This window comes from Arthrobacter sp. C152 (genome assembly GCF_054890965.1).
In genome coordinates this window covers 37,218-60,673 of record NZ_JBTZSU010000006.1, presented here as the reverse complement: position 1 = coordinate 60,673, position 23,456 = coordinate 37,218, and the positions used below count along the sequence as shown (strand labels likewise).

The window sequence follows — 23,456 nt, the reverse complement described above, 5'->3', positions numbered from 1 at the left end:
CATGGCTAAGAACCTGGTCCCCTCCGACGCTCAGTTGGAGATCACTCAGATCAAGTCCGCCATTGGCGGCAAGCAGAACCAGCGCGACACCCTGCGGTCACTCGGCCTGAAGCGGATCGGACACACCGTTGTCCGCACCGCCGACGCCGTGACCGTTGGAATGCTCAACACGGTTCCGCACCTGGTAAAGGTAGAGGAGGCGAAGTAAATGGCAGAGAACACTGCTGATAAGGCTCAGGCTGCTGAGAAGCAGAACGCCCTGAAGGTTCACCACCTGCGTCCCGCTCCGGGTGCCAAGACCGCCAAGACCCGTGTTGGTCGTGGTGAGGCATCCAAGGGTAAGACCGCCGGTCGCGGTACCAAGGGTACGGCAGCCCGCTACCAGGTCAAGGCTGGCTTTGCCGGCGGCCAGCTGCCGCTGCACATGCGCCTGCCGAAGCTGCGTGGCTTCAAGAACCCGTTCCGGGTTGAGTTCCAGGTGGTAAACCTGGACAAGCTCAACGAGCTGTTCCCGGAAGGTGGCGCAGTCACCGTGGAGAACCTGGTCGAAAAGGGTGCAGTTCGCAAGAACCAGCCCGTCAAGGTGCTGGGCACCGGCGACATCACCGTCAAGGTTGACGTCACCGCCCACGCATTCTCGGCCAGCGCCGCAGAAAAGATCGCCGCAGCAGGCGGAAGCACCACCGCCCTCTAAGGACGGCGCCAGCTGTAAAACTCCCGGTATCCGCGGGCTTCGGCCCCGGATACCGGGAGTTTTTCGCATCCGCCGGGCGATTATTTCCCGCCACCGGGCGCAGGATCCCGCCCGCGGATTGTTCGCATGGCGCATCCAACCGTTAGACTCGGTTGTCGGGATCTATCGAATCCCCTCACCCCAACTCTTTATTGACACCACAGGAGGACGCTTGCTTAGCGCATTTGGCCGGGCCTTTCGCACGCCTGATCTGCGACGCAAGTTGTTGTTCACGCTGGGAATCATCACCATCTTCCGCTTGGGTGCTTTCATTCCCTCGCCAGGTGTGAACTACCAGAATGTCCAGCAATGCTTGCAGAACGGTCAGACCGCCGGCGGGCTCTACCAGCTCGTTAACCTCTTCAGCGGCGGCGCGTTGCTCCAGGTGTCCATCTTCGCCCTGGGCATCATGCCCTACATCACGGCCAGCATCATCGTCCAGCTCCTGCGGGTGGTCATTCCCCGGTTCCAGCAGCTGTACGAAGAGGGCGCGTCGGGACAGTCGAAGCTGACCCAGTACACCCGCTACCTCACCATCGCGCTCGGCCTGCTCAACGCCACCACCCTGGTGTCCCTGGCCCGCTCCGGCCAGCTGCTGCCCGGCTGCCAGCTGCCGGTGATCCCGGATTCCAGCATCATCACCACCATCCTGATCATCATCACCCTCACGGCCGGTACCGGCCTGATCATGTGGATGGGCGAGCTCGTCACCGAGAAGGGCGTGGGCAACGGCATGTCGCTGCTCATCTTCACGTCCATCGCGGCGCAGTTCCCCACGTCGCTGGGTGCGATCTGGACTTCACAGGGGCCGGGAACGTTCTTCCTCGTCCTCGTGGTGGGCCTGCTGACCGTGGCGCTGGTTGTCTTCGTTGAACAGTCGCAGCGCCGCATCCCCGTCCAGTACGCCAAGCGCATGATTGGCCGGCGGACCGTCGGCGGCACCAGCACCTACATTCCCATCAAGGTGAACATGGCCGGCGTCATTCCGGTGATCTTCGCTTCCTCCATGCTCTACATTCCCGGGCTGATCGCGCAGTTCAACCAGCCCAAGAGTGGCGAGCAGCTCCAGCCGTGGGTTGAATGGATCAACAACAACCTGACCCGCGGCGACCACCCGATCTACATGGCGGTTTACTTCGTCCTGATCGTGTTCTTCACCTACTTCTACGTCGCGATTACCTTCAACCCTGAAGAAGTCTCCGACAACATGAAGAAGTATGGCGGCTTCATCCCAGGTATCCGCGCCGGCCGGCCGACCGCGGACTACCTGCAGTACGTGCTCTCCCGGATCACGCTCCCCGGCGCCCTGTACCTGGGCTTCGTGGCGCTGATTCCACTGGTGGCGCTCGTGCTGATCAACGCAAACCAGAACTTCCCGTTCGGTGGCACCTCGATCCTGATCATGGTGGGCGTTGGCCTGGAAACCGTCAAACAAATCGATGCGCAGCTACAACAACGTCACTACGAAGGGCTTTTGCGATGACGAGAATGCTGATTATTGGACCTCCCGGTTCCGGAAAAGGAACGCAGGCGGAGCGGATCTCAGAACGCCTCGGCGTTGTGGCCATCTCCACCGGCGACATCTTCCGGGCCAACGTGAAGGGCGAAACCCCGCTCGGCATTGAGGCCAAGAAGTACATGGACAACGGCGACTTTGTTCCGGACAGCGTGACCAACAAGATGGTCCGCGACCGCCTGAACGAGTCCGACGTCGAAAATGGTTTCCTGCTGGACGGCTACCCGCGCACTACCGCGCAGGTGGACTACCTCGACGAGATCCTCGCCAACGGCGACGAGAAGCTCGACGTCGTCCTGCAGTTGACTGCCGACGATGAGGAACTGGTGCACCGGCTCCTCGGCCGTGCGAAGGAGACCGGCCGGAGCGACGACAACGAAGCCGTCATCCGCCACCGTCTGGACCTCTACCACGAGCAGACCGAAGCCGTGGTGGCAAAGTACGCCGAGCGTGGCATCCTCACCCAGGTCGACGGGATCGGTCCCATCGACGAGGTCACCAACCGCGTGATGCAGGCCATCAAGGCGGCACAGGCAGCCTGACCAAGGCACCCCAATCCAGCGAGGCTCCTCCCGGCACCCGGGAGGAGCCTCAGCTATGTGAAAGGACAACACCATGGCCTTCGGCCAGCCCCGGATCGAATTCAAGAACAATGCCCAGATGCGCACCATGCACGAGGCCGGCCTGGTCCTGAGCCGCGCGCTGGACGCCGCCGTCGCAGCCGCGGTGCCGGGGGTCACCACCAAACACCTGGACGACGTCTTCGCCGCAGTCCTGAACGAGGCCGGGGCCAAGTCCAACTTCCTCGGCTACCACGGTTTCCCGGCCACCATCTGCACCTCCGTCAACGAGGAGGTGGTCCACGGCATCCCCGGCAGCCGCGTGCTGCAGGACGGCGACATCATTTCCATCGACGGCGGGGCCATCGTCAACGGCTGGCACTCCGACTCCGCCCGCACCGTGATCGTGGGAACGGCGGACCCAGAGGACCAGCGGCTCTCCGACGTCACCCAGGCTGCCATGTGGCGCGGGATCGCTGCGCTGGCCAAGGGCAGCCACGTTGGTGACATCGGCGCCGCCATCGACGACTACGTCTCCTCGGTTCCCGGGAAGCCGCTGGGCATCCTGGAGGACTATGTCGGACACGGCATCGGCTCCGAGATGCACATGGCACCGGACGTGCTGAACTACCGCACCAACCACCGGGGACCGAAGATCAAGCCGGGCCTCTGCCTGGCCATCGAGCCCATGCTGGTCCGCGGCGGCATCGACACCGCCGTCCTCGAGGATGACTGGACCGTGGTGACCACGGACGGCAAGCGCTCCTGCCAGTGGGAGCACTCCGTAGCGGTCCACGAGAAAGGCATCTGGGTGCTGTCAGCGCCCGACGGCGGAGCGGAGCACCTTGTGCCGCTCGGCGTCACCCCTGTGCCGATTCCCTAGTCCTTGGTGATTGAGCCTGCCGAAATCCACCTCGGGGTTTCGACAGGCTCAACCACCGGAGGCACTATGCCTTCAGCTTCGGCTTCACGTCCCGGTCGTAGATGCCCTGCAGGGTGCTCTTCAGGTCCGTCATGGTGGACTTGACGTCGCCCTGCTGGGTGAGGATCTTGGCGGCCGCCTTGGCCATTTCCTGGTCGGCCCCGGGAAGGAACACGCGGGCGTTGTCCTGGACCTTGGTGACCGCGAGCTGGTCCATGGCAGTCTTGATCTGGGGCGTCTTGGCCAGCACCGCCGTCATGTCCGCCGACTTGCGGGTGGGCATGTAGCCTGTGGCGGCAGAGAACTCTGCGGTGCTCTCGGGCTGCGTGACGAAGTCCAGGAACATCCCGGCGGCCATCTGCTCCTCCTTGGTGATGCCGCTGGGAATGCCGAGCCCTGCGCCGCCGGTGGGGCAGACGTTGGTGGCCGCCTTCGGGCCGCCCGGCAGGAACCCGACTCCCACATTGAACTTGGCGGACTTCAGGATTCCCAGCAGGGAGCCGGTGGACGAGATGGTGGTAGAGGTCAGGCCGGCCGAGAAGTCGTCCGCTGCTTCCTTGGACGACACGCCGGCCCAGCCATTCTTATAGATGGAGTCCTGCGCCCACTGCAGTGCCGCGACGGATTCGGCGGAGTCGCAGGTGATGTCCCAGTCCTTGGACCAGCCGCCGCCCCAGCCCCACAGCATGTTCTGCAGCGTCCAGCCAGCGTATCCGGCAAGCGCGGGGTAGATGTAGGCGTACTGTGCGCCGGAGGCCGCCTTGAGCTTGGGCGCCCACGCAGCGAATTCGTCCCAGGTCTTGGGAGCGCGGTCCGGCAGCCCTGCCGCGGCGAAGTGGTCCTTGTTGTAGTAGAACAGCGGCGTGGACCGGCCATAGGGCAGCGCCCACTGCTTGCCGTCGTACTTGTAGTCGTTGACCAGTGACTGCTGGAAGTCGTCCATCTTCGTGTCCAGCTGCTTTGTCAGGCCGTCGACGGGAATGATGCTGCCGTTGGTGTAGTAACGGAACCACCACACGTCGGAGAGGACAACAACGCCGGGGAGGCCGGACTTGGCCGCCTGCGCCGTCTGGAACTTCTGGGCGATCTCCTCGTAGTTGGCCCCGGCAGTTACCAGGTTGACGGTGATGCCCGGGTTCTTGGCCTGGAACTTCTCGATCAGGCTCTTCTCCACCTCCTGGGACTGGCCGGGGTGGCTGGACCAGAAGTCGATCTTGGCTGCGGGTTTCACGCCGCTGAAGTCGATGTCTGTCGCCTGGGACGTGGACTGCCCGCCGCCGGTGGTTGACGGGCCGCCGCAGGCGGCGAGGGCTGCTGCGGAGGCGGTGGCCCCTGCCAGGCCCAGGAAGTGCCGCCGGTCCAGATGAAGTGCCATGAGAGTTCCTTTCGGTTGTTGCCTTGGAATGGAAAGTACGACGGCGGCCGGCGGCTTAGCCGGTCACGCTGCCTTGGGTGAGTCCTGCCACGATGTAGCGCTGCAGGGCGGCGAAAATGATGAGGATCGGGACGATGACCAGGACCGCCCCGGCCATGAGGATGCCCCAGCCGGCAGCGTTGCCCTCGTTGTTCTGCAGCAGGGTCAGGCCGACCGGCAGGGTCATGGTCTCGGGCCGGTCGGTGATGATCAACGGCCAGATGTAGTCGTTCCATTCAGTCACGATGGTCACCAGCGCCACGGTGGCGATGGATGGGACGGAGACCGGAACCACAATCTGCCACAGCCGCCGCCAATGCCCGGCCCCATCCACTTCGGCGGACTCCAGGATCGAGGTGGGCAGTGTCCGGAAATGCTGGCGCAGCAGGAACGTGCCGAAGGCGGTGCCCAGGCCGGGAAGGATGATGCCCCACAAGGTGTTCTTTCCGCCGATCCCGGCAATCAGGATGAAGTTCGGCAGGATGGATACCTGCGGCGGAACCATCAGGGCCACCAGGATCAGGAGGAAGATGACGTTCCGGAACGGGAAACGGACGAAGACCAGGGCATACGCGGTGAGGATCGCGAGCAGTACCTTGATGGTGGCCCCTACCAGGGTGACGATGGTGCTGTTCAGGAAGAACTGCCCGAACGGCACCGTTGTCATGGCGGTCCGGTAATTCTCCAGGTTGAGGCCCTCCGGCAGGATTTTCAGGTCCGTGGTGACGATTTCGCCCGCCTGCTTGAAGGAGCTCAGCACCATCCACAGCAGGGGCAGGAACACCACCAGCGTGGCAACGGCCAGGGGCAGGTAGCCGCCCACGACCGTCTGGATGAGGTTGCGGCGCGAGAACGGGCGGTCGCGGTGCAGGCCCGGCTCCGGGGCGTCGAGAACGGGCGCCGCGGGGTCGGGGCTGACCGGGGACAGGCTGGTCATGAGTAGTGCACCTTTCGTTCCACGAACCGCAGCTGCAGCACGGTGATGACCAGGAGGATGGCGAAGAGCACCACGGAGATGGCGGCGGAATAGCCGGCCCGGTTGTAGGCGCCGAAGGCCTGGAGATAGGCCTCGTAGATCAGCGTGCTGGTGCCGGTGCCCAGCGGGGTCATGATCCGGATCAGGTCAAAGGCCTGCAGCGAGCTGAGCATCGTGGTGATCAGGAGGAAGAACGTGGTGGGGGACAGCAGCGGCAGCGAGATGCTGAGGAACCGCCGGAACCCGTTGGCCCCGTCCAGGGCGGCCGCTTCCATGACGTCCTGCGGGAGGGACTGCAGCCCGGCCAGGTACACCACGGCGCAGTAGCCAAGGTTCTTCCAGACGTAGACGATGATCACCATCACCAGCGACAGCTGGGGGTCGTTGATCCACTGCGGGCTTTGCTGCCCGATGCCGCGCAGCAGCCAGGCAAGGACGCCGTACCCGGGGTCGAAGATGAACAGCCACACCAGGCCGACGCCGACTCCGGACAGCACGTAGGGGGCGAACACGGCGGAGCGCGCGAAGGTGGTTCCACGGACCTTTGCGTTGAGGGCGAGCGCGATCAGCAGGCCCAGCAGCATGGACCCGCCCACCGTGACCAGGGTGAACATGGCTGTGGTGCCCAGCACCTTCGGGGCGTCGTTGCTGCTGAAGAAGGTGGCGTAGTTGGCGATGCCCACCACGGTGGCGGTGGGGGAGCCGAGGGTCCAGTCGAGCGTTGAGTAGTAGATGTTGCTGAAGAGCGGGCGGTAGGTGAAGACGGCGATCAGCACCAGGTTGGGCAGTGCCATGGCCAGGAAGACGAAGAAGTCCCGTCGGCTCCGTGCCGTCCACCGCCGCCTTGGAACAGCCGCCGTCCGTCCTGGCGGCCTGTTGGGCCGGGTGGATGGGGGCTGGGCGAGTTGACGGGTCATGCGTGTCTCTCCGGGTTGGGCGGCCTGCTTGTGGCTGGCCGGAGGTCGGATCCAGGGACTACTACACCAGACCGTCAGAGGGCTGAAACCCGCATATCCCCTTGTCAGGAGACTGTTATCCAAGGCTTCGTCGCCCGTTAACGCTGTGTTGCATGCAGTCTTGCATAAAGTTTGCGCAGACGGCAGGGGCACGCGGCGAAGGGGGAGAATAGGGGGATGGGAGCGATCACCGATGTCCCGGGTATCCGGGTGGGCCATGTTCACAGGGACGGCGACGGCTGGCTGACGGGCGTGACGGCGGTCCTTCCGCCGCCGGGGACGGTGGGTTCGGTGGACGTCCAGGGCGGCGGACCGGCAACGCACGAGACGGATGCGCTCGACCCCACGACACTGGTCAGTACCGTGGACGCCGTGGTGCTTACCGGGGGCAGCGCTTACGGGCTCGTTTCCGCGGCGGGGGCACAGCGGTGGTGCGAGGAGCAGGGCCGGGGCTTCGCGGTGCCCGGCGGCGTAGTGCCAATCGTCCCGGCCGCCGCGATCTTCGACCTGGGCAGGGGCGGCGACTTTTCGGCACGCCCGACGCCGGACATGGGCTACGCGGCAATTTCCGCCGCCGCAGCGCAGGGGGAAGGGCACGGCGTCGAACGCGGCAACGTCGGTGCCGGCACCGGGGCGCTCGTCGGCAGGGGGCAATATAAAGGGGGAGTAGGCGCGGCCTCCCTCACGCTGGATAACGGGGTCGTCGTCGGAGCACTCGCCATAGTCAACGCACTCGGGCTCCCGTTTGGCACGACGGCCCAGCTGGCGGAGCCCGGCAGCGTGCGTCTAAGCGAGGAACGAGCGAGCACGCCGAGGGCTTCGGCTGGTGGGCCGGCAGCCAGCCACGGCGCCCCCTTTAACACCACCCTTGTCGTTGTCGCCACCAATGCCGTCCTGGACGTGGCCGAGTGCAAGCGGACCGCCGCGGCGTCCCACGCCGGGATTGCCCGCGCCTTGAACCCGAGCCACACCCTCGCCGATGGGGACACCGTGTTTTGCCTGGCAACCGGTGCCGTGGCACTGGACCGTTCGGATGACCTGGCGCGGCAGGTCAGCCTCGTGACGCTCCAAAGCGCGGCAGCCGACGTCGTACGCCTTGCCATCCTTGACGGGGTGGCCAGCGCCCGGGCCGTCACCACCGCCGCGGGCGAATATGGTGCGTATGGCGGGCAGATGCGCTAGCATGGCTGGATTTAACTTTCGCCGCCAAATGGCGTAGTGTTGTTTGTTGGTTGTCTGGACTGCCGCGCCCTCTTTTGGGCCTGGAGACGGCAATCGATCCAACAAAAACGTTCGTGGCCATTTCCGGTGCAATCCGGCGGGGCTGCGGCAACAACAGTTAGCGGAGGGTATGGCCAAGAAGGACGGGGTCATTGAGATCGAAGGCGTTGTGACCGAGGCGCTGCCTAATGCGATGTTTCGCGTTGAGCTCACCAACAAGCACATCGTCCTGGCACACATCTCTGGAAAGATGCGTCAGCACTACATCAGGATCCTCCCCGAGGACCGCGTAGTGGTGGAGCTGAGCCCGTACGACCTCACCCGTGGTCGTATCGTCTACCGCTACAAGTAAATTGCTGGGCGGCTGCAGCGCAAGCTGGCCGCTGCTCCAGCTGACCAACTGTTACACGCAAAGGAATGCCATGAAGGTCAAGCCGAGCGTCAAGCAGATCTGCGAAAAGTGCAAAGTGATCCGCCGTAACGGCCGGGTCATGGTGATCTGCGAGAACCCGCGCCACAAGCAGCGCCAGGGCTAATTTCCTTCCCTGAAGGAAAACCCTGGGTTGCTAACCCACGCAAGTAAATAAAGGCAGCACAAGCTGATCTGGAACATTGAGCATCAAAGAGTCCGGACAGCTAACCCCCGGTCGGAGGCTGGGGCCGTACGGAACGTGCGGGTGTACTGCCTACGACCTCCGGTTTATCAAGGAGTACTGCCACTATGGCTCGTCTCGCTGGCGTAGACATTCCCCGCGAAAAGCGGCTGGAAATTGCGCTTACTTACATCTACGGCGTGGGCAAGACCCGTGCACACGAAACCCTGGCTGCCACGGGCATCAGCGCTGACGTTCGCGTCAAGGACCTGACTGACGCCCAGCTGGTTGAGCTGCGTGACTACATTGAAGGCAACTACAAGGTTGAGGGTGACCTTCGCCGCGAAGTAGCAGCAGATATCCGCCGCAAGGTTGAAATCGGCAGCTACGAAGGCCTGCGCCACCGCAAGGGCCTGCCCGTACGCGGTCAGCGTACGAAGACCAACGCACGTACCCGCAAGGGCCCGAAGCGTACCGTCGCCGGCAAGAAGAAGGCCCGTTAAAATCCCGGCCGGGATTAACGGAGCTTTCCCCAATAACTTTCTGTAGGAGAAAAAATGCCCCCGAAGACTCGTGGCGCGGTTCGCAAGCCGCGTAAGAAGGACAAGAAGAATATCGCGCTTGGCCAGGCGCACATCAAGAGCACCTTTAACAACACCATCGTTTCCATCACGGACCCGACCGGTGCTGTTATCTCCTGGGCTTCCTCAGGTGAGGTTGGCTTCAAGGGCTCGCGTAAGTCCACCCCGTTCGCTGCCCAGATGGCTGCCGAAGCCGCTGCCAAGCGTGCGCAGGAGCACGGCATGCGCAAGGTAGACGTTTTCGTCAAGGGGCCGGGCTCGGGTCGCGAGACCGCCATCCGTTCGCTGCAGGCCGCCGGCCTCGAGGTTGGCTCCATCCAGGACGTCACCCCCGCAGCACACAACGGCTGCCGCCCGCCGAAGCGCCGCCGCGTCTAATTCTTTTCCGCAGCAGGAGCTTGCCCGGACCAGCAATGGCCCGGGCAAGCCCAGCGCGTTAAGTCTTCAGACCGAATTTCCACCACCTGTGTTGCGTCATATAGCGGATGCTCGCCGAAAGGAAACCTAAGTGCTCATTGCACAGCGCCCCACCCTCTCCGAAGAGGTAGTCTCCGAAAACCGCTCGCGTTTCGTCATCGAACCGCTGGAACCGGGCTTCGGCTACACCCTCGGAAACTCCCTCCGCCGTACCCTGCTCTCGTCCATCCCCGGTGCTGCAGTAACCAGCATCCGGATCGATGGCGTGCTGCACGAGTTCACCACGGTTCCGGGTGTCAAGGAAGATGTCACCGAGATCATCCTGAACATCAAGAACCTGTCGGTTTCCTCCGAGCACGACGAGCCCGTCGTGGCTTACCTGCGCAAGCAGGGCCCCGGAGTCGTCACCGCCGCGGACATCGCTCCGCCGGCCGGCGTCGAATTCCACAACCCGGATCTGCACATCGCCACGCTGAACTCGAAGGGCAAGTTCGAACTCGAACTGACCATCGAGCGCGGCCGCGGCTACGTTTCGGCAGCTCAGAACAAGTCCGGTGACGCAGAGATCGGCCGTATCCCGGTCGACTCCATCTACTCGCCGGTGCTGAAGGTTACTTTCCGCGTGGAAGCAACCCGCGTTGAGCAGCGCACCGACTTCGACAAGCTGATTGTCGACGTCGAGACCAAGCAGGCCATCGCCCCGCGCGATGCCGTGGCTTCCGCAGGCACCACCCTGGTGGAACTGTTCGGTCTGGCCCGTGAGCTGAACACCGCAGCTGAAGGTATCGAGATCGGCCCGTCGCCCACCGACGCTGCCCTGGCAGCCGACATGGCACTGCCGATCGAGGATCTGGACCTCACCGTCCGTTCCTACAACTGCCTCAAGCGTGAGGGCATCCACACCGTGGGTGAACTCGTTGCCCGCTCCGAGGCCGACCTGATGGACATCCGCAACTTCGGTGCCAAGTCCATTGACGAGGTCAAGGCAAAGCTGGTTGAACTGGGCCTGTCCCTCAAGGACTCGCCTCCCGGTTTTGACCTCGCAGCACGCGCCGCAGCAATCGAAGAGGACGACGCCGCGTTCGGCGACGACGAACTCTAAACCAGACCTTGGCCGGCGGGCAGCACCATGGTGTGCGGCCCACGGCTTCCACATGAGGAGAAACAATTATGCCTACCCCCACTAAGGGTCCGCGCCTCGGCGGCGGCCCGGCTCACGAGCGCCTCATGCTCGCGAACCTGGCAGCATCCCTGTTCGAGCACAAGCGGATCACCACCACGGTCACCAAGGCCAAGCGCCTGAAGCCGTACGCAGAGCGCCTGGTCACCTTCGCCAAGCGCGGCGACCTCGCTTCCCGCCGCCGCGTGCTCGGCCTGATCAGCAACAAGGGCATCGTCCACGAGCTGTTCACCGACATTGCACAGGCAGTGGAGAACCGCGACGGCGGCTACACCCGCATCACCAAGATCGGCAACCGCAAGGGCGACAACGCTCCCATGGCTGTCATCGAACTGGTCCTCGAGCCGGTTTCCGCCAAGCAGGCCGTCGTAGCCGAGGCTACCGCGGCTGCCAAGCGCGATGCAGACAAGGCTGCCCCGGCCGCCGAGGAAGCCCCGGTTGCTGAAGAAGCCGCCGCCGCTGAAGAAGCTGCTGCCGAAGAGGCTCCGGCCGCTGAGGAAGCCGCAACCGAAGAGGCTCCGGCAGCCGAGGAAGCCGCTGAGGCTCCCGCCGCCGAGGAGAAGGACGCGAAGTAATTCGCTGACCGGCTTCGCATAGACTTAGGTCTGTGAACCACCAAAAACCCGCGGCCCCCGTTCCAGGGGGCGGCGGGTTTTTGCGTATCCGGCTTGATCTTTCGTACGACGGCGGCCCGTTCAGCGGGTGGGCGGTCCAGCCGGGACTGCGCACCGTCCAGGGCGTCCTGGAAGAAGCCCTGGAACTCCTGATCCGCCGTCCGGTCCGCGTGACCGTTGCCGGGCGGACAGACGCGGGCGTCCACGCCCGCGGCCAGGTGGTGCACCTGGACCTCGCCGAGGCCGAGTGGCTGGGACTGGCGCGGGGGCATGAGGTGGATCCCGCCGTCGCCATGCTGCGCCGGATCCGCGGCGCACTCAGCCGGGTGCTGGGCGACCTGCACGGAGCAGTGGAGGTCCACGCCGCCTCACCGGCGACGCACGGTTTCGACGCACGGTTCTCGGCCCTGTGGCGCCGCTACAGCTACCGGATCGCCGACGGGCCTTCGTTGTGGGATCCGCTGGAACGCTCCTTCACGCTGTGGCACAAGAACGCGCTGGATGTTGCGCTGCTGAACGAAGGTGCTTCCCGTCTGCTGGGGCTGCAGAACTTCCTGTCCTTCTGCAAGCCGCGCGAGGGTTCCACCACCATCCGGGACCTCCAGCGTTTCGAGTTTGCCCGTGCCGAGGACGGCGCCATCGTGGCTACCGTGCAGGCGGACGCGTTCTGCCACAACATGGTCCGGGCGCTGATCGGCTCCGCCCTGTATGTGGGGGAGGGTGCTGTGCCGCCGGGCTGGCTGCACGAGCGGCTGCTGCTGCAAAAGCGGGACGCCAAGTCGGTCCTCGCCGCTCCGCATCCGCTGGTGCTGGAGGAGGTGGCCTACCCGTCAGACGGCGAACTCCTGGCCCGGGCCGAGCAGACCCGCGCCGTCCGCGAACACTAGCCCCCATCCACTGCTCCGTAGATGCCGTTTTGAGGCTCCAAAACGGCTTCTACGGAGCAATGGATGGTCAGAATGCGGGCGGGGGACCTTCGGCCGGCAGCGTGACAGTGAACGTGCTGCCCTGGCCTTCGCCGCTTTCGCAGCTGATGGTGCCGCCGTGCCGCTCCACGATCATCTGGGTGATGGAAAGCCCGAGCCCCGCGCCGGGGATCGCGGCCTGCTGCGCCGCTTCGGACCGGAAGAACCGGTTGAAGACGCGGGCTGCGTCCTCCCGTGACATGCCCATCCCGGTGTCCCGGACGCTCAACCGGACCCACTGCCTGTCCGCCCGGGCGCTGATGCTGACCTTCCCGCCGTCGGGAGAGTACTTAATGGCGTTGGACACCAGGTTGTCCAGCACCTGGCCAATCCGCAGCGGGTCGGCGTAGGCCCACAGGGGCGAGGGCACATCGGCGGAAATCTCCACTTGGGACCGTTTCGCCCACGCCTGCGCCGAACCCATGGTCGTCTCCACCAGGCTGGCCAGGTCCGTCCTCTTGGGGTGCACGTTCAGTGCCGTCGAGGCGGAGGCGGCCAGGTCCGCGACCAGGGACAGCAGCCGTTCGGCGTTGCGCTGGACCACCAGCAGGCGCCGGCTGGCCTGCGGCGGCAGCGGTGCGGGATCCTCGAGAACCAGGTCCACATTGCCGATGATCGAATTCAACGGGCTCTTGAATTCGTGGGAGACGTTGGAGATCAGGTCCTGGTTCGCGGCCAGCGACTCCACCCAGCCGGTGACATCGGTGTACACCACCACCGCTCCGGTCAGATGCCCGTCCTCGCTGACGAGCGGACGCGCCGCGGTGGAGAGGGCGCGCTGCTCCGGGCCCAACCCGGCCCACACGAGGTAGTCGGCGAAGGATTCCCCGGCCATGGCGCGGCTGATGGGCCGGCGGTCCGGGGGAAGCAGCGTGTGGCGGTCCTGGCCGAAGATGAGCTGGTGGCCCTGGCCGGGAACGGCGTCGTCGGCGCCCGTGGCGCGCCTGAAATTGCGCTGCCTGCTGTTGGAGACCAGGAAGTGCCCCGAACGGTCGACGGCGGCAATCCCGACGTCGGTGGCGTCAAGCACCGTTTCCAGCAGCTTTTCACGTTCCCGGCTCGCTGCCAGCAGCTCCCGCAGTTCCCGGTCCTTGTCCGCCAGTTCGCGTTGCTGCAGGCGGAGGTTCACGCTCGCGAACCGGATAGCCAGCGACACGGCCAGCATCATGAGCGGGAAGAGAACGACGGTGGTCAGGTCCGACGCTGTTACGTCGGGAAAGTGGGCCGCCGCCGTCGGGAGCATGATCAGGAACGGGCCCGCAAAGCTGAGCACCAGGCTGCTGCGCGCCAGCATCCCCGAGGCGGAAAGCCAGATCACCGGAAAGACCACCAGGACCGCCAGGCCCGGAAGAAGCGGAGCCGCACCGTTGCGCAGCAGTCCGATCGCCAGGAAGTCCAGCACGGGAATCAGCAGGTACGGGCGGTGGGGCAGGCGCTCCCACGGGATGATGACGCATCCCAGCACCAGGATGAGGTTGAGGATGATGCCGGCAAGGAACAACGGGCTGTGGGTCAGCGAGGGCCATGCCGAGGGTGTCGCGACTGCGAGTATGGCCACGATGAGGGTCAGTGGCAGCTGGCACAGCGCCACCTGTGCGCGCGGCCCCAGCCGGCGGAACATGCGGCCCGGGCCACGACGGAACAACGGCTCAGCCATGACGATGACGTGTACCCCCTACGTATGGAATGCAGCGTCCCCCAAATACCTGCGAATAGCTCCGCTACTTTGGCACTTACCCACCTGGGCGGATAATGCACATGTCTTGTCATACTAATTGACTTTTCAATTTATGGGACTTTTTAGATGTGATCAGTTGGGCTTACTAGTAGCGTATAAATGGTTGGAGCGGGTATGGCATTGGCGCTGGGCCAATGGGGGGCCATTCCCGCCTGGCGCAGGGATAGCAATGGACGATCTTGGTGTAGCTGTGGTCATCGAAGACGACGACGACGTGCGTAACCTCCTGGAGGGTGTACTCACGCAGGCCGGCTTCGAGGTCCATACGGCAGTTGACGGGCGGGCCGGGGTTGAAGTGGTCCGCAGCAAGCAGGCCAGTGTTGTGACGCTGGATATCGGCCTGCCGGATATTGACGGTTTCGAGGTGCTGCGGCGGATCCGCAATTTCAGCAACGCGTACGTGGTGATGTTGACCGGCAGGACCGACGAGCCGGACCTGCTGTCGGCGCTGAACGCCGGGGCCGATGACTACATCGCCAAGCCTTTCCGCCCGCGGGAGCTGCGGGCCCGGGTGGCGGCGATGATGCGCAGGCCCAGGCACGAGGTGGCCGGCCAGCGGCCCGTCACCTCGCAATGGGGACAGGCCCCGGCCCCTGCCCCCCGGCAGGCCGAGCCGGGCGTCCTGCAGCACAACGGGCTCCTCCTGAACCACCGCACACGCACGGTGGAAATCAAAGGTGAGCCGCTGGGCCTGACCCGCAGCGAATTCGATCTGCTCCACCTGCTGCTGAAGGGCGGCGGTGCGGTATGCACCAGGGCCGACCTGGTGCGGGCGGTGCGGGGCGATTTCTATGACGAGGACACGTACATCAGCGAGGCGGACGAGCGCGCCGTCGAGGTCCATGTGGGAAACCTGCGGCGCAAGCTCAAGGAGGACCAACTCTCGCCGCGCTGGCTGCAGACGGTCCGCGGGGTGGGGTACCGGCTGGCGCCCCGGCGGCCCGACGACGCTTAGCTGCGCGTCAGCCGTTTTCCAGGATGTAGGTGGACTGCAGCTCGGACACCGTCCGGGCGCCGTCCTGGGCCACGCCGACCATCAGCGCCTGGCCCTGGACAAAGTCACCTTTGCGGATCAGGGCCTCGAGGAGTTCGGCCAGCCTGGCAAGGCGGATGCCGCCCACCATGGCGGAGCTGATCTTAAGGCTGATGACCGCGTCGAGGGCCGAGTCCTCGTCCTGGCTGTCCACTGCGGCTCCCAGGCGGGAGAGGCGCTGGTTCCACATGGCGGCGTAGTCGCGGGCGAACCGCTGGGCCAGTCCGGAGCCGGCCAGCTCATCCTCGAGTTCCTCCAGTACGGCGGAGTCAATCAAAGGCAAGAGAGCGGCCGCTTCCAGTGAGGGGGCCGCCGTGGCGGCCGTAACGGAGGATGGATGCGCGACGACCCCGGGCAGCGGAAAGTCCGCTGTGGGGCTTTCTCCGCTGGGTTCGGGATCGGGACTGTGCATTGTTCAAGGCTACTTCCTGGAAATTGATTCGGCGTCCTATTTCGTATGTTCTGTGTAAACCTTGAGGCAACTTTGCTGCTGCCCTGAGGTACCCTAATGCCCGCTGAAGGTCACCACGGCGTTGATGACGGCCGGTCCGAGAATTGCGATAAAGAGGACCGGGAAGATGAAGAACAACAGCGGAAACAGGATCATGACCGGCAGCTTCATGGCCTTTTCCTCAGCCCGCTGCCGTCTCTTCACCCGCATCACTTTGGCCTGGACACGCAGCACCCGGCTGATGGCAATCCCGTAGGTATCGGCCTGCACCACGGCCTGCACGAAGCTGCGCAGCTCCGGGATGTTGGTCCGCTCTGCCAGGGCAATGTAGGACTCGCGGCGGCTGCGCCCCACCTGCATGTCCTGCAGGGTGCGGACGAGTTCTTCCGCGAGCGGGCCCTTGCCGTTTTCGCCGGCGCGGGCCATGGCGCCTTCGAAGCCCAGGCCGGCTTCCACGGAGATCAGCATCTGGTCCAGGGTGTTGGCCAGTTCCAGTTGCATCGCTTTCTGCCGCTCCTGGCCTTTGCTGTAGAGGAGCAGGTCGGGGATGAAGTAGCCCAGGACCAGGACGAAGAGGCCGGCCAGTTTCATGATGGGTGAGCTGCCGATGGAGGTCAGATAGAGGCCAACGGCCGCGCCCGCCACGCCGAGACCAAGCTTGGACCCCAGCACCTTGCCCAGCGGCATGGAGGCCGGCCTGCCGGCGAGGGAGAGCAGCCGGTCCAGGAATGCCACATACGCCGGGGGAGTAAGCCGCCTGCCGATCCCTTCGAGCACACCTGGCTTGGAAGCAGCGGCGGCGGCAACGGGCGGGGCGCCCCGGGACAGGAGCTCGGTCGCGGCCAGCCGGCCCTGCTTGTCCACCGTGAGGACGGACCAGGCCAGCGCAGCCAGGGGGACACAGACCAGCAGGACGGAGAGGAGAACAGTCAGGTTCACGGGGTCCTCAGAATTTCAGGTCGATGATCTTGCGCATCCACAGCGCGCCGATGGTCATGAGCACGAACGAGGCACCGATCATCACCCACCCCAGGGGATGGGTGAACATCGCGTTCATGTAACTGGGGCTGACAGCCAGGAGCATGGCAACGATGCCGAACGGCATCGCGATCAGGATGTAGGCGGAGAATTTGCCCTCCGCGGCCAGGGCCTTGATGTGGCCCTTGATTTCGGCGCGCTCGCGGATGGTCTCGTTCACCTGGTCCAGCACCTCGGCCAGGTTGCCGCCCACCTCGCGGTTGATCTGGATGGCCTGCGAGATCCACACGAAGTCCTCGTTCTTCATCCGGTCCGCGGTGTCGTTGAGGGCGGCGAGCAGGTCGCGGCCCAGGCTGGTTTCGGTGATCACCCGCCGCATCTCCTCCGAGGTGGGTTTCTGGGATTCGGTGGCGGCGGCGTCGATGGCGCGCAGGATGCTGTGGCCGGCCCGCAGGCCGCCGGACAGCAGCTGCAGTGTGTCCCCCAGCTGGCCGTCGAACGCGGCGCGGCGCTTGCCGGCGAGGAAACCGAGGACGACTTTGCCCACTAACGGTGCCAGCAGGGCAAGGAGCAGGCCGACCAGGGGGCCTACGGTCACCAGGCCGACGAGCATGCCGACACAGGAGCCGATGCCCACCAGCAGGAAGAACTCGGCCTGGCTGAGGCGCAGGCCGGCGTTTTCCAGTTCGGCCCGGGTGAACAGTTTGACGTTCCGGCCGGCGAGGAGGCGTTCGAAAGACTTGACGCCGGAGAGCGCCAGCCGGGACAGGGAGGACGGCGGCTCGGGTTCGAACGGACGACGGCGGTCCAGCGGCACGGAGGGTGCGCTTGGCAGGAGCACGGCCACGCCGAGGAGGCAGACGGCTGCGAGGAGGATGACGCATCCGATGGCGATGATCATGGCAGCCTTCCTACTTCGCGCCCGGGGACAGCGGCCCGGCGAAGACGCCGGGGGACACGTGGATACCGAGGTCCTCGAACCGGTCGATGAACCGGGGACGGATGCCGGTGGCGACGGGCCTGCCCAGGAACTTGCCCTGGGCGTCCACGCCGGCGGAGTAGTCGAAGACGAAGGCGTCCTGGAGCGTGACGATGTCGCCCTCCATGCCCTGGACCTCGGTGACGTGGGTGATGCGGCGGGAGCCGTCGCGGAGCCGGGAAATCTGGACGATGAGGTTCACGGCGGAGGCGATCTGCTCGCGGATGGCGCGCAGCGGCAGGTCCATGCCGGCCATCAGCACCAGGGTCTCCAGGCGCGCCACGGCGTCACGGGGCGAGTTGGAGTGCACGGTGGAGAGGGAACCATCGTGGCCGGTGTTCATGGCCTGCAGCATGTCCAGCGATTCACCGCCGCGGACCTCGCCCACCACGATCCGGTCAGGACGCATGCGGAGGGAGTTGCGGAGGAGCTCGCGGATGGTCACCTCGCCCTTGCCTTCGGTGTTGGGCGGCCGGCTTTCGAGCCGGACCACGTGTTCCTGCTGGATCTGCAGTTCCACCGCGTCCTCGATGGTGACGATCCGTTCGTCGTGGGGAAGGAACGAGGACAGGACGTTCAGCAACGTGGTCTTGCCGGTACCCGTACCCCCGGAGACGATGATGTTGAGCTTCGCCTTAACGCAGGCGTTGAGAAGTTCGGCCATCTCCGGGGTGAGGGTGCCGAAGTCGATGAGGTTGCGGACCGTCAGGGGGGTCTTGCTGAATTTACGGATGGTCAGCGACGAGCCGCCGACGGCCAAGGGCGGGATGACGGCATTGACGCGGGAGCCGTCCTCGAGGCGGGCGTCCACCAGCGGGGAGGACTCGTCGATGCGGCGGCCCACCTTGGACACGATCCGTTCGATGACCTTGCGCAGGTGTTCCTCGGAGCTGAACCGCGACTCGGTGAGGGTCAGCTTTCCTTTGCGCTCCACGTAGATCTGGTCCATGCGGTTGACCATGATTTCGGTGACGGCGGGATCGTCCAGGAGGCGCTGGAGGGGGCCGTAGCCCAGGACGTCGTCGGCCACGTCGCGGACCAGGCGGGTGCGTTCCTCGGGGGTCAGCGGCACCTGCTCGGCCTCAATGATGCGGGTGAGTTCCTTCTTGGCGGTGCTCCGCAGTTCCTGTTCTGTGACGGCCGCGTCGTTGAACCGCGTGCCCATCTTTTCGAACAGGGCGGTGGCCGCCCTGTCCTTCATGGCTGCGAAGACGTCCACCTTTGGCGCGGTGGGCACCTGCGGGGCGCCGTCGTCGTACGTTGGAAGAACGACGGCGGGACGTTCCGGAAGGTGCCGGCCGGCACTGTCCGCAGGCGAGGGCGACGGCGCGGGCAGCGGCGGTTCGAGCAGCGCTGTTGCCGGCCCCCCGGACTGGGTGCGGGACTGGGCCGCGGTGATGCGGTCGGAGAGTTTCATCAGATGACCACCCTTCGGTGAAGCTTCCGCTGGGCCTGGGCACGCCAGGCGGGGTTGAAGCGCTCCACCAGCTGGCGGAGGCTTTTGACGGCGGGGTCTTTCTTGGATTCCTGGAGGACGGGAATGCCGCGGTTGGTGGACAGTGCCACGGCGCGGGACCGGGGGACGCTGACGTCCACGGGTGCGCCGATGGTTGATTCGACGTCCCGGACGTTCAGGCCGGCCTTGGCGTCTGCCATGTTGAGGACCACGTGGCGGGATTCAGGCATGATGTCCAGCTGGCGGAGGACTTCAAGGCCGGAGCGCAGGCCGCGGAGGCTGGGGACGTCCATGGCGCTGACCCAAACCACGTCCGTGCACTTTTCCATGGCGGCGAGCCCGATTTCCGGCATGCCGGGGGCGGTGTCGATGACCACGTACTGGAATTCCTGGGCCAGCTGGTCGAGCAGGTGGCTGATCTGGTCCGGGGTGATGTGGTCCGCGTCCACGGGGTTGGGCGGGGCGCAGAGGGCGTAGATGCCGGCCGGGTGGACGGTGAGGAAGGCCTTGAGGACCAGGGAGTCCTGGGCGGCGGCGGGGGTGACGGCGTCGGTGACGGTGTGCTCGGGGTTGAGGTAGAGGCCCGAGGCGACATCGCCGAACTGGAGGTCCAGGTCCACAATGACCACGCTCATGGGCGCGACCTGGCCCAGGCCGATGGCGATGTTGGTGGCCAGGGTGGTCTTGCCGACGCCGCCCTTGGGGGAGAAGACGCCGACAACCAGGCCCTTGCCGGTTGCCTCCGCCTGGTGTGCCTCGGGGCTGCGGTGGCGGGTGGCGAAGGATTGGCAGGCGCGCTCCAGCAGGACTCTTATCTCCGCCGCATCGGCGTGGGGGCTGAGGATGTCGCGGATACCTGCGCGCATGGCGTGCAGGAGGAAGTCGGGGTCCACGTCGCTGACCAGGACAAGGCTGAGGCCGGGGAGTTGGACGTCGAAGACTTTGGCGAAGCGCAATGCTTCCTCGTGCGGGACGTCCGGGCCGATGATCAGGACCTCGGGCTGTTCCTGGTTGAGGAGGGCGAACAGTTCGGCCGGGCCTGCGGGGAGGATGTCACTCGCGATGGTCTGGACGTTGCCGCGCAGGCCGTGGGCGACGGCGGCGCGCAGCTTCTGGTCGAAGTCGGCGTTGGGGGAGAGGAGGACGAAGCGGCTCACTTGTACACCGTGTCCTTCCTGGCGATGAAGCCGCCGTTGTCCTGCGCGTCCAGGGGTTCCTTGGTGAGCCAGAGGTCACCGTTGTTGGAGGAGTAGATGATCTTGGTGGCGTCGACGTCGTTCACGGCCACGGTGACCATGAAGGAGCCTTGGGGGAGCGTGGTGTCCTGGGGGTTGGTGCCGTCGGTGGGCTTTGCGCTCGCTGATGGCTGGGGCGCCCGCTGGACGGCGGTGACCAGGACCTTGCGGAGCGTGAGCTGGGTGGTGGGCTCGGCTGCCTTGGACTTGTCCTTATCAGCGCCGGCGGAGAAGCTGAAGCCGATGCCGATGTGGTCGCCGGCTTCGATCCGGCCGCCCACCACACGCTTGGCCTCCAGTTCGAACGTGACTTCCTGCATGCCCGTGGGCACCTTGACGGCGCCGCTGGTCTTGGCATCTGCCGGGTTGACGAGCCGCTCGGAAAGGAGCTGCTCGCCGGGAACGAGGTCCACGGCGGCTACTTTCCCGGCAGAATCGTTCAGGTTTTTCAGTGCAGTTTTGGAAACGGCAGTGGCGGGCACCTGCTGTACGGTGACCGAGGCCTTCACGATATCGACGGAAGCACCAGCCGGCACAGCCTTCGTCACCACCAGTACGCCGGTAGGGTCCATGTCCTTCATGGCGCGCTGGTCGGCGCCATTGGCGTAGGTGACGATGAGGACCGCTCCGATGATGGCCAGCACTACTGCTGATACACCGGCCAACATGCGTGACTTCACTGAATGCTCCTGGGTTTGCTTGCTTTTTGTTTTGGCTTCTAGCCGCCGAAAGCGACAACGGTCGCTCCATCGGGATCAACGGGGCCTAGCGTGTAGCCGCTCGCCAGTGACACATACTGGACGAACGTTCCGATGATGCCGCGGCATGGTTCCTTGCACTCCAGTGATGCGGGTACGTCCGGCGACCGGTTGTGGAAGGTGTAGGGAAGCCCCGTGGGTCCAAACTTCCAACCAGCCACCTTGAAGGCGGCGAAGGTCTTGAGGCCGTAGATCGCGTTTGTTCCGGTACCGGTTACCGCGTTGAAGATGGGCAAGAGGACGATGACGTCTTTGCCGGCTGTCATATCCGCTGCCCACGAATTGAGGAGGGTGCCGCAGTAGGGCGGGGGATTGTTGCCGGTATCGCCGCCCGCCGTGCTCTTCGAGATGTCGATGGTGGCGCCGCAGACGGACGGGTCCTGTTTGAGGCCACCGAACCCGCCTTCGACAAACGCTCCAGAGGGGCCATACATGCAGCTTGGGTTGGCACCAGTCCCGTGCATGCGAAGAAGCTGCATCACGCCGTACTGGCCCCGGACTTGGCAGATAGAGATGGTGAGGGGAAATACTGCTGTGCCCTTGCTTGGGCTGCCCCACTTTACGGTTGCCGGCGCGTTGACCTCGGCGGTGTTAACGCCGAGAGCACGTGCAAAGAAGAGCGATACCTGGTTCGGGGTGTGCCCGGCCTCCTGGGAGGCAACGGTCGCCGTGACGGAGCGGCCCGTCTTGTCCAGTGCGATGGACTTGATATTGCTGAGGTTGTCGTTGGCGCTGGTGTTGGCGAGGCTTGCTGCGAGCGACGAGGTATTGGAGCAGTCCACATCGCTTGAGTTCTTGGCGCACTTCTGGGCGATGGCCAGCGCGGCCGAATCTGCGCCATTGCGCAACTGGGTGCGTTCCGCGTACATCATCGCCACATCCACGGCCATGGCGCCGAATCCGAGCAACACCACCAGCATGAGGGCGACTATGATGCTTACGGCGCCCGTTTCCCGGCCACCTGCCTCGGGCCTCAGCCGCCGCACAGCATCGCTCCCTTACCGGTCATCGTGAAAGGTCCCGCTATTCCGGTCAAAGTGGACAGCGAGTAGGTGATGGTGATGGTGGTCTGAGGGCTGGTGCCGGGGCTCACCGTCGAGGGGCAAGACGCTCCGAAACTTATGTTGGTGTCCTGCAGCCCCGGATTCAACGAAACTGCCGTGGTCTTTGCTGCAGATCGCGCGGTCGTTTGGTTGCCGGTCACCGCCATGACCCGCACGCCCTCGCGGGCGGCTGCTGACAGCTCGGCTTGGGCATTGTAGGCGCGGCTGAATTCCATGATGCCCAGCAGCAACATGACGAGGATGGGAACCACGAGCGCGAACTCGACGGCGGCCGCGCCGCGCTCGGATGCCCTGGACATGATGCGCCTCTCGATCGAACGGGGAATGGGCCGAAAACGGACAGTGGCGGCGGATTCGGCGCCGCCGCCACTGGCACATGGAGTGGCGGGCTACTTGGAGCAGCTACCAACCACGGCAGACGTGGTGCTGGTAGCGGCTGCGCTCGCGGTCCACGTGCCGCCCTTGACGGAGCAGGCAGTGCTATTGAAGAGCTCGGTAAGGTTACCGCCGAGCAGTGAGACAGCCACGATGATGACAACGGCAATGAGGGCTACCATGACGCCGTATTCAACGGCGGTTGCGCCCTTTTCGTTGCGGAAGCGGACCGAGAGGTTGGTGTAGAGAGAAAGCATTTTGTTGACTCCTGAGCGAGACGGATGGCTGGCCCTGCACCAGCACTGAAACGAAGTTAGCAAGCGGTTTTGGCCCAAAAGCTGGATCTTGGAACATCCTGTGTAAAGGCTTTCACTCCCGCCCTTTTCCTGCGCTTTTGCTGGGTCTGTCCTGTGCTTGTACTGGGTTTGCGCACACCGGGCACACAAACGGACCCCCTCGGTTCTGGGTGCCGAGGGGGTCCGGTCTATGGAGCGCCGAGAGCGCATTTATCGGGGTGGGACTACGGGATGCCGAGCGCAGTACTAAGTGTCGTGGCCAGGTTCTGGTAGTGAAGGTTCAGGGCTTGACCGAATGCAGTAACTCCCAAGACCAATGCCATGGCGAGGAACGAGACCAGGATTCCGTACTCCGTCGCCGTAGCTCCCCGCTGGTCGTGGACGAAGGACTTGATTGCACTGGCTAAACAGGACAAGTTGCCCAGGGGGTTCCGGTTCATGATTC

Annotated in this window: 28 protein-coding genes; 14 read left to right on the top strand and 14 right to left on the bottom strand. The window is 64.8% G+C overall.

The genetic code is table 11. The annotated features are described in order from the left end of the window. The first annotated feature begins 1 nt into the window (after position 1). The 5 genes from rpmD (at position 2) to map (ending at position 3,692) form a co-directional block, all read left to right on the top strand. Positions 2–208, top strand: coding sequence for a 50S ribosomal protein L30 (gene rpmD, locus ACYSM9_RS06040; protein ID WP_009358731.1), 207 nt, complete (start codon positions 2–4; stop codon positions 206–208). Next, the gene (gene rplO / locus ACYSM9_RS06035) at positions 209–694 is read left to right on the top strand and encodes a 50S ribosomal protein L15 (RefSeq protein ID WP_013601817.1); all 486 of its coding nucleotides are present in this window, start codon (positions 209–211) and stop codon (positions 692–694) included. Positions 695–905: 211 nt separating this feature from the next. After that, positions 906–2,216 (top strand): preprotein translocase subunit SecY, encoded by a 1,311-nt coding sequence (gene secY / locus ACYSM9_RS06030; protein WP_461856096.1) that lies wholly within the window; start codon positions 906–908, stop codon positions 2,214–2,216. A 5-nt stretch (positions 2,217–2,221) separates the two neighbouring features. Further along, a complete protein-coding gene (locus tag ACYSM9_RS06025; protein ID WP_461856095.1) occupies positions 2,222–2,791 on the top strand; it encodes an adenylate kinase in 570 nt (189 codons plus the stop codon). Positions 2,792–2,864: 73 nt separating this feature from the next. Next, positions 2,865–3,692, top strand: a complete 828-nt coding sequence (gene map / locus ACYSM9_RS06020; protein ID WP_461856094.1) for a type I methionyl aminopeptidase — start codon at positions 2,865–2,867, stop codon at positions 3,690–3,692. A 64-nt stretch (positions 3,693–3,756) separates the two neighbouring features. Here the strand turns inward: map and ACYSM9_RS06015 are convergent, their stop codons facing one another. From ACYSM9_RS06015 to ACYSM9_RS06005, 3 genes are read right to left on the bottom strand one after another with little or no spacing between them, the layout of a single operon-like run. After that, the gene (locus ACYSM9_RS06015) at positions 3,757–5,106 is read right to left on the bottom strand and encodes an ABC transporter substrate-binding protein (RefSeq protein ID WP_461856093.1); all 1,350 of its coding nucleotides are present in this window, start codon (positions 5,104–5,106) and stop codon (positions 3,757–3,759) included. A 55-nt stretch (positions 5,107–5,161) separates the two neighbouring features. Then, the gene (locus ACYSM9_RS06010; protein ID WP_461856092.1) at positions 5,162–6,082 is read right to left on the bottom strand and encodes a carbohydrate ABC transporter permease; all 921 of its coding nucleotides are present in this window, start codon (positions 6,080–6,082) and stop codon (positions 5,162–5,164) included. Beyond that, a complete protein-coding gene (locus tag ACYSM9_RS06005; protein ID WP_461856091.1) occupies positions 6,079–7,038 on the bottom strand; it encodes a carbohydrate ABC transporter permease in 960 nt (319 codons plus the stop codon). Before ACYSM9_RS06005 ends, ACYSM9_RS06010 begins: the two co-directional genes overlap by 4 nt. Before the next feature lie 216 nt (positions 7,039–7,254). Here ACYSM9_RS06005 and ACYSM9_RS06000 point away from each other — a divergent pair, with 216 nt between their 5' ends. The 8 genes from ACYSM9_RS06000 (at position 7,255) to ACYSM9_RS05965 (ending at position 12,570) form a co-directional block, all read left to right on the top strand. Next, positions 7,255–8,259 carry a P1 family peptidase gene (locus ACYSM9_RS06000; protein WP_461856090.1) on the top strand — a complete coding sequence of 335 codons (1,005 nt, stop codon included), beginning with the start codon at positions 7,255–7,257 and terminating at the stop codon, positions 8,257–8,259. Positions 8,260–8,428: 169 nt separating this feature from the next. Next, positions 8,429–8,650 carry a translation initiation factor IF-1 gene (infA, locus tag ACYSM9_RS05995; RefSeq protein ID WP_009358723.1) on the top strand — a complete coding sequence of 74 codons (222 nt, stop codon included), beginning with the start codon at positions 8,429–8,431 and terminating at the stop codon, positions 8,648–8,650. A gap of 70 nt (positions 8,651–8,720) precedes the next feature. Continuing rightward, positions 8,721–8,834 carry a 50S ribosomal protein L36 gene (gene rpmJ / locus ACYSM9_RS05990; protein WP_009358722.1) on the top strand — a complete coding sequence of 38 codons (114 nt, stop codon included), beginning with the start codon at positions 8,721–8,723 and terminating at the stop codon, positions 8,832–8,834. Between the two features lie 185 nt (positions 8,835–9,019). After that, the gene (gene rpsM, locus ACYSM9_RS05985) at positions 9,020–9,394 is read left to right on the top strand and encodes a 30S ribosomal protein S13 (RefSeq protein ID WP_003803743.1); all 375 of its coding nucleotides are present in this window, start codon (positions 9,020–9,022) and stop codon (positions 9,392–9,394) included. Between the two features lie 54 nt (positions 9,395–9,448). Further along, positions 9,449–9,850, top strand: a complete 402-nt coding sequence (gene rpsK, locus ACYSM9_RS05980) for a 30S ribosomal protein S11 (protein WP_009358720.1) — start codon at positions 9,449–9,451, stop codon at positions 9,848–9,850. A gap of 130 nt (positions 9,851–9,980) precedes the next feature. After that, a complete protein-coding gene (locus ACYSM9_RS05975; RefSeq protein WP_009358719.1) occupies positions 9,981–10,991 on the top strand; it encodes a DNA-directed RNA polymerase subunit alpha in 1,011 nt (336 codons plus the stop codon). Positions 10,992–11,059: 68 nt separating this feature from the next. Continuing rightward, entirely contained in the window at positions 11,060–11,644 is a 585-nt protein-coding gene (gene rplQ / locus ACYSM9_RS05970) for a 50S ribosomal protein L17 (protein WP_461856089.1), read from the top strand. A 32-nt stretch (positions 11,645–11,676) separates the two neighbouring features. After that, positions 11,677–12,570 carry a tRNA pseudouridine synthase A gene (locus ACYSM9_RS05965; protein ID WP_461856088.1) on the top strand — a complete coding sequence of 298 codons (894 nt, stop codon included), beginning with the start codon at positions 11,677–11,679 and terminating at the stop codon, positions 12,568–12,570. A 67-nt stretch (positions 12,571–12,637) separates the two neighbouring features. Here ACYSM9_RS05965 and ACYSM9_RS05960 read toward each other — a convergent pair whose 3' ends face one another. Continuing rightward, entirely contained in the window at positions 12,638–14,305 is a 1,668-nt protein-coding gene (locus ACYSM9_RS05960) for a sensor histidine kinase (protein ID WP_461856087.1), read from the bottom strand. Between the two features lie 250 nt (positions 14,306–14,555). On the opposite strand from ACYSM9_RS05960, the gene ACYSM9_RS05955 reads away from it, so the two are divergent. Further along, positions 14,556–15,341 carry a response regulator transcription factor gene (locus ACYSM9_RS05955; RefSeq protein ID WP_461856086.1) on the top strand — a complete coding sequence of 262 codons (786 nt, stop codon included), beginning with the start codon at positions 14,556–14,558 and terminating at the stop codon, positions 15,339–15,341. A gap of 7 nt (positions 15,342–15,348) precedes the next feature. On the opposite strand, the gene ACYSM9_RS05950 is transcribed toward ACYSM9_RS05955, so the two are convergent. From ACYSM9_RS05950 to ACYSM9_RS05905, 10 genes are all read right to left on the bottom strand, one after another. Next, on the bottom strand, positions 15,349–15,702 hold the full coding sequence (locus ACYSM9_RS05950; RefSeq protein WP_461856085.1) for an Hpt domain-containing protein: 354 nt from the start codon (positions 15,700–15,702) through the stop codon (positions 15,349–15,351). Positions 15,703–15,924: 222 nt separating this feature from the next. Next, positions 15,925–16,809 carry a type II secretion system F family protein gene (locus tag ACYSM9_RS05945; RefSeq protein ID WP_461856084.1) on the bottom strand — a complete coding sequence of 295 codons (885 nt, stop codon included), beginning with the start codon at positions 16,807–16,809 and terminating at the stop codon, positions 15,925–15,927. A gap of 7 nt (positions 16,810–16,816) precedes the next feature. Beyond that, entirely contained in the window at positions 16,817–17,749 is a 933-nt protein-coding gene (locus ACYSM9_RS05940; protein WP_461856083.1) for a type II secretion system F family protein, read from the bottom strand. 10 nt (positions 17,750–17,759) lie between these two features. Further along, complete coding sequence (locus ACYSM9_RS05935; protein WP_461856082.1) at positions 17,760–19,244, bottom strand: CpaF family protein; 1,485 nt, start codon at positions 19,242–19,244, stop codon at positions 17,760–17,762. Beyond that, positions 19,244–20,440, bottom strand: coding sequence for an AAA family ATPase (locus ACYSM9_RS05930; protein WP_461856081.1), 1,197 nt, complete (start codon positions 20,438–20,440; stop codon positions 19,244–19,246). The genes ACYSM9_RS05935 and ACYSM9_RS05930 overlap by 1 nt, the downstream gene beginning before the upstream one ends. Beyond that, a complete protein-coding gene (cpaB, locus tag ACYSM9_RS05925; protein ID WP_461856080.1) occupies positions 20,437–21,198 on the bottom strand; it encodes a Flp pilus assembly protein CpaB in 762 nt (253 codons plus the stop codon). The genes ACYSM9_RS05930 and cpaB overlap by 4 nt, the downstream gene beginning before the upstream one ends. Before the next feature lie 38 nt (positions 21,199–21,236). Further along, the gene (locus tag ACYSM9_RS05920) at positions 21,237–22,262 is read right to left on the bottom strand and encodes a pilus assembly protein TadG-related protein (RefSeq protein WP_461856079.1); all 1,026 of its coding nucleotides are present in this window, start codon (positions 22,260–22,262) and stop codon (positions 21,237–21,239) included. Beyond that, positions 22,250–22,639: a TadE/TadG family type IV pilus assembly protein gene (locus tag ACYSM9_RS05915; RefSeq protein WP_461856078.1), complete on the bottom strand. Its 390-nt coding sequence runs from the start codon at positions 22,637–22,639 to the stop codon at positions 22,250–22,252. Before ACYSM9_RS05915 ends, ACYSM9_RS05920 begins: the two co-directional genes overlap by 13 nt. A gap of 90 nt (positions 22,640–22,729) precedes the next feature. Next, positions 22,730–22,972 (bottom strand): Flp family type IVb pilin, encoded by a 243-nt coding sequence (locus tag ACYSM9_RS05910; RefSeq protein ID WP_461856077.1) that lies wholly within the window; start codon positions 22,970–22,972, stop codon positions 22,730–22,732. Positions 22,973–23,235: 263 nt separating this feature from the next. After that, a complete protein-coding gene (locus ACYSM9_RS05905; protein ID WP_461856076.1) occupies positions 23,236–23,451 on the bottom strand; it encodes a Flp family type IVb pilin in 216 nt (71 codons plus the stop codon). Between the last annotated feature and the right edge of the window lie 5 nt (positions 23,452–23,456).

Bases quoted from the DNA above. Each gene is read 5' to 3' on its own strand.
- rpmD (WP_009358731.1), top strand. From the start codon at position 2: ATGGCTAAGAACCTGGTCCCCTCCGACGCTCAGTTGGAGATCACTCAG.
- rplO (WP_013601817.1), top strand. From the start codon at position 209: ATGGCAGAGAACACTGCTGATAAGGCTCAGGCTGCTGAGAAGCAGAAC.
- ACYSM9_RS06025 (WP_461856095.1), top strand. From the start codon at position 2,222: ATGCTGATTATTGGACCTCCCGGTTCCGGAAAAGGAACGCAGGCGGAG.
- map (WP_461856094.1), top strand. From the start codon at position 2,865: ATGGCCTTCGGCCAGCCCCGGATCGAATTCAAGAACAATGCCCAGATG.
- ACYSM9_RS06015 (WP_461856093.1), bottom strand. From the start codon at position 5,106: ATGGCACTTCATCTGGACCGGCGGCACTTCCTGGGCCTGGCAGGGGCC.
- ACYSM9_RS06010 (WP_461856092.1), bottom strand. From the start codon at position 6,082: ATGACCAGCCTGTCCCCGGTCAGCCCCGACCCCGCGGCGCCCGTTCTC.
- ACYSM9_RS06005 (WP_461856091.1), bottom strand. From the start codon at position 7,038: ATGACCCGTCAACTCGCCCAGCCCCCATCCACCCGGCCCAACAGGCCG.
- ACYSM9_RS06000 (WP_461856090.1), top strand. From the start codon at position 7,255: ATGGGAGCGATCACCGATGTCCCGGGTATCCGGGTGGGCCATGTTCAC.
- infA (WP_009358723.1), top strand. From the start codon at position 8,429: ATGGCCAAGAAGGACGGGGTCATTGAGATCGAAGGCGTTGTGACCGAG.
- rpmJ (WP_009358722.1), top strand. From the start codon at position 8,721: ATGAAGGTCAAGCCGAGCGTCAAGCAGATCTGCGAAAAGTGCAAAGTG.
- rpsM (WP_003803743.1), top strand. From the start codon at position 9,020: ATGGCTCGTCTCGCTGGCGTAGACATTCCCCGCGAAAAGCGGCTGGAA.
- rpsK (WP_009358720.1), top strand. From the start codon at position 9,449: ATGCCCCCGAAGACTCGTGGCGCGGTTCGCAAGCCGCGTAAGAAGGAC.
- rplQ (WP_461856089.1), top strand. From the start codon at position 11,060: ATGCCTACCCCCACTAAGGGTCCGCGCCTCGGCGGCGGCCCGGCTCAC.
- ACYSM9_RS05960 (WP_461856087.1), bottom strand. From the start codon at position 14,305: ATGGCTGAGCCGTTGTTCCGTCGTGGCCCGGGCCGCATGTTCCGCCGG.
- ACYSM9_RS05955 (WP_461856086.1), top strand. From the start codon at position 14,556: ATGGACGATCTTGGTGTAGCTGTGGTCATCGAAGACGACGACGACGTG.
- ACYSM9_RS05940 (WP_461856083.1), bottom strand. From the start codon at position 17,749: ATGATCATCGCCATCGGATGCGTCATCCTCCTCGCAGCCGTCTGCCTC.
- ACYSM9_RS05935 (WP_461856082.1), bottom strand. From the start codon at position 19,244: ATGAAACTCTCCGACCGCATCACCGCGGCCCAGTCCCGCACCCAGTCC.
- ACYSM9_RS05915 (WP_461856078.1), bottom strand. From the start codon at position 22,639: ATGTCCAGGGCATCCGAGCGCGGCGCGGCCGCCGTCGAGTTCGCGCTC.
- ACYSM9_RS05910 (WP_461856077.1), bottom strand. From the start codon at position 22,972: ATGCTTTCTCTCTACACCAACCTCTCGGTCCGCTTCCGCAACGAAAAG.
- ACYSM9_RS05905 (WP_461856076.1), bottom strand. From the start codon at position 23,451: ATGAACCGGAACCCCCTGGGCAACTTGTCCTGTTTAGCCAGTGCAATC.